Genomic DNA, 3,707 nt, shown 5'->3' with positions numbered 1-3,707 from the left:
GAGATAGTCCCTTAAAAATACTTTATTTATAATTTTTTTATCAGGACATAATCAGCTAATAGCACTTTTTTTTCAATCAGGTAGTTAACCAAATATAAATACCAAATCCGTAAAGCACTCATTACAGCAACATAAGCATAAACCATATATTTTAGTTAACGTTTATTGACTGAATAATTATTTTGGTTAAAGTCGTAACCATAAAAAATAAATATAAATACAAATTAGAGTAATAAATCAGTTTTTTATTTTAATTTTGACACAAAATTATCGGCAGCAAGGGAGCCTCAGTGCAGCGCGCACTGTAGTAAGTGATTACTATGAATATTGAGCATCTGATCGGCAAAGCAGAACAGCATGATATTGAATTGTTTCTGGAAAATGGCAAATTAGGCTATCGCGCCTACCAGCCGCAACCAAACAAAGGCGTACTGCAGCAGTTATCGGAACACAAGGATGCCATTCTGCACTATTTGCAGCAGCAAGCTGCGCGGATGACGGACTACAGTCAGCCGATACCGGTATCAACCAGCCAGCAGCGTATCTGGACTATCGATCAGCTGGAAAACGGCAGTACTGAATTTCATATCCCTGTCGCACTTATCCTGTCACGCCCTGTCGACTTAACACTGCTGATGCAACGCCTGAAAGCGATGGTTACCCGCCATTACGTATTGCGTTGTGTCTTTACCGAGCAAGACGGCAAGCTGTATCAAAGAATCGAGTCTGCAGATAAACTGCAAGTTGCGGTTGAAGACTATGCCCACCTGTCACATAGCGAGGCAATTGCGTTAGCCCAGCACCGCATAAGTGCAGATAACCAGCTTAAATTCGACTTGAGCCAGCATTTGCCGTTACGGGCCGTTTTCTTCCGCCTGGCCCAGCAACATGCCGTTGTGTACCTTAACCTGCATCATATTGCGGTAGATGAAAGCACCGTCAGCCAGTTGCTGAACGAACTGCTGGGTGACGGCACCCAACCACAACAAACAGCAGCGAAAGTACAATATGCCGACTATGTCTACTGGCAGCAAACGCATTTACGCTCTTATGCTTTTAAGCAACATCTCGCCGCCTACGCCGAACAACTGGCTGATGCCCCGGCTCTGCATAGCCTGCCGCTGGACCAGCCATACCGGCCAGACACCAGCAATGCAGCAGCACAATATAAAGTCAGCCTTGAACCTGCACTGACAGAAGCGGCATTCAAACTGTGCCAGCAACAGCAACTGACGCCTTTTATGCTGTTTCAGGGCGCACTTTCTGCATTTCTCAGCGTCTGGAGCAACAGTGACGATATCGTGCTGGGTACGCCCAGTATTTTGCGGCCACAGGACAAGTTTAATCAGGTTATCGGCTGTTTCCTGAACCTGTCAGTGTTACGCAGTCAGTTTTCTGCCGGTATGACCTGTCTGGATGTTATGCAGCAGGCTCGTAAACTGAGCCTGAATTTACTCGACTGGCAGACGGTTCCTTTTGAAGCGTTGCTGGATAAATTAAAACCTGAACGCAGTCCGCTATACAGTCCGCTGTTTCAGATCCTGTTTTCAATGCATATGCTGGAACAGGAAAGTAGCAGCAACAGTGCAGGTACGGCAGCGCCGTTATCGGTTGCCCGACATAACACCAAATATGACATGACTGTACATGCCAACGTCAGCAAACAGCATATTTCCTTCAGTTTTGAATACAAAACCGATTTATTTTATCACTCCAGTATGGAACAGCTGGCTCAGGCCTTCTGTCAGTTCCTGCATACTTTTATCCTGTCGCCGGCTACTTTGCTTACCCATATCAGCCTGGTTACCGCACAGGATCTGCAGCGGCAACAACAATTTAATGCCACGGCCAGCAGCTACCCACAGCAGCTGCGCCTGGATCAGTTAATTACCCAGCAGGCTGCCGCCACACCAGACAATATAGCAATAGAAGCCGAGCAAAGCCTGACTTACCGCCAGTTGGAACAGTACAGCCAGCGTATGGCGGCAGCACTGGCGCAAAAGGGCGTTAAAGCCGGTGACCATGTCGGCTTAATGCTGGATCGCTCAGCGCTGATGGTTTGTACCATGCTGGCATTAATGAAACTTGAAGCAGCCTATGTCCCGTTAGATCCATCCTACCCGGCACAGCGGTTACACTATATTTTCCAGCGCTCGCAATGCCAACTGCTGATTAGCGACTCTGCAGATGCCGCCGCTTTAGTTGGCGCAGCAGTCAGCCTGTCACCAGATACCTTACTGCACACAGAGCAAACAGCCGGATTGCCGGTTACGTCTTTGGGCAGTGCGGCTCCGGCTTACCTGATCTTTACCTCAGGCTCTACCGGTCAGCCCAAAGGTATAGAGATCAGCCATCGCAATGTGGTGAATTTCCTGCACTCTATGCAACAACAGCCAGGAATAACCAGCCGTGATAAATTGCTGGCCGTTACCGCCATCTCTTTCGATATCTCTGTGCTGGAACTGTTTCTACCGCTGCTCAGCGGTGCCTGTCTGGTTATTGCTGCCCAGGAACAACGCGATGGCTTCAGCCTGCGCCAGCGCCTGGAGCAAGGCGACATTACGCTGATGCAGGCCACGCCGGCCGGCTGGCAAAGTGTACTTGACGCCGGTTGGGCAGGTCACTCCGGTTTAACCGCACTGACCGGGGGCGAAGCTTTGCCTGCTGGACTAGCCGCCAGCCTGCAGCAGAAAACCGCTGCGTTATGGAACATGTATGGTCCGACCGAAACCACGGTATGGTCCTGCGTCGCGGCGCTGAACAATACCGATCCGGACAAAATTACCATCGGTAAGCCAATTGCCAATACCGGCGTGTTTATCGTCAGCCCTTCCCACCAAATTTGTGCGGTTGGTCAGACAGGCGAAATTGCCATTACCGGAGACGGTGTCAGCGCTGGCTATTACGGCCAGCTTGAATTAACGCAAAGCCGTTTTATTACATTAATGACGGCTGAAGGTGAAAAACGTGCCTACCTGACCGGTGATTTGGGCCGCCTGACACTGGATGGTCAGTTGCAGTGCCTGGGCCGTAATGATGATCAGGTCAAGTTACGCGGTTTCAGAATTGAACTGGCAGAAATTGATGCCGCTTTGTTACGCCTGAGCGGTGTGAAACAAGCTGCCACTGTCGTGCATAAGCACAGTACCGGCAGCAGCCTGATTAGCTATTACTGCCTGCAACAATCCGGGCTGATGTACAGCGAACAACAGTTGCAATTACAGCTTAAGCAACAGTTGCCTGCCTATATGGTGCCAGATCGCATCATTGCTATGACAAACATGCCACTGACCCCCAGCGGCAAAATCGACCGCAAAGCATTGGCGGCATTAACGGTAGAAAGCCGGCAAACAGCTCATGTACCGGCACAAACCGACTTGCAGCATCAATTGGTCGGGTTATGGCAACAGCTTACCGGCCAGCCTGAAATCGGTATTACCGACAACTTCTTTGCGCTGGGCGGTGACTCTATTTCCTCGGTTAAAGTCGTGCGCTTCCTGCGGGATCAGGGCTATGACATGAATAATAAGCTGTTATTCAGTTATCAGACCATAGAGGAACTGACAAGCCACTTACCACAATTAATCGCGCCCAAAACGGATAACGTTACCGAAATGCAGATTGATGGCATCGACATGCTACTGCCAGACGGTGCTGAAAACGATGATCTGGCTGCTATTTTGCGTGAATTTTCTACACATTGATTA

The 3,707-nt window shown here is 49.3% G+C and carries 1 protein-coding gene; it reads left to right on the top strand.

Annotation, left to right across the window (positions count from 1 at the left end; translation table 11 throughout):
* Nucleotides 1-320 precede the first annotated feature (320 nt).
* Nucleotides 321-3,704, top strand: a complete 3,384-nt coding sequence (locus tag M2404_RS06580) for a non-ribosomal peptide synthetase (protein WP_259238935.1) — start codon at nucleotides 321-323, stop codon at nucleotides 3,702-3,704.
* The last annotated feature ends 3 nt before the right edge of the window (nucleotides 3,705-3,707 follow it).

The sequence above is a fragment of the Rheinheimera pacifica genome (assembly GCF_024809855.1).
GTDB lineage: Bacteria > Pseudomonadota > Gammaproteobacteria > Enterobacterales > Alteromonadaceae > Alishewanella > Alishewanella pacifica_A.
The sequence above is the reverse complement of the archived record's forward strand: the minus strand, read 5'-3'. Positions and strand labels throughout refer to the sequence as shown.

Excerpts from the sequence above, each read along its gene's own strand:
- M2404_RS06580 (WP_259238935.1), top strand. The coding sequence starts at position 321 with ATGAATATTGAGCATCTGATCGGCAAAGCAGAACAGCATGATATTGAA.